A 253-nucleotide genomic window follows, 5' to 3' on the forward strand; every position below is an offset into this window, starting at 1 on the left:
GGCGCCGACCTGTCGGAGCGGGTGCACGACGCGCGGCGGGCGGGGGTGACGGTGCTCTCGTCGACCAGCGGCGACCGGGAACTCGTCGCGCCGGCCCATGAGGCTCTGGCGGCGTCGGCCGCGTCCGGCGCCGACCTGTCGGAGCGGGTGCACGACGCGCGGCGGGCGGGGGTGACGGTGCTCTCGTCGACCAGCGGCGACCGGGAACTCGTCGCGCCGGCCCATGAGGCTCTGGCGGCGTCGGCCGCGTCCG

Annotated in this window: 1 pseudogene; it reads left to right on the forward strand. The window is 78.7% G+C overall.

Going from position 1 to position 253, the window contains the following annotated elements:
- Window positions 1–253, forward strand: a pseudogene (locus tag RM704_RS45115) (hypothetical protein); the annotation flags it as partial.

It is taken from the genome of Streptomyces gottesmaniae (assembly GCF_031845845.1).
Taxonomy (GTDB): Bacteria; Actinomycetota; Actinomycetes; order Streptomycetales; family Streptomycetaceae; genus Streptomyces; species Streptomyces akebiae.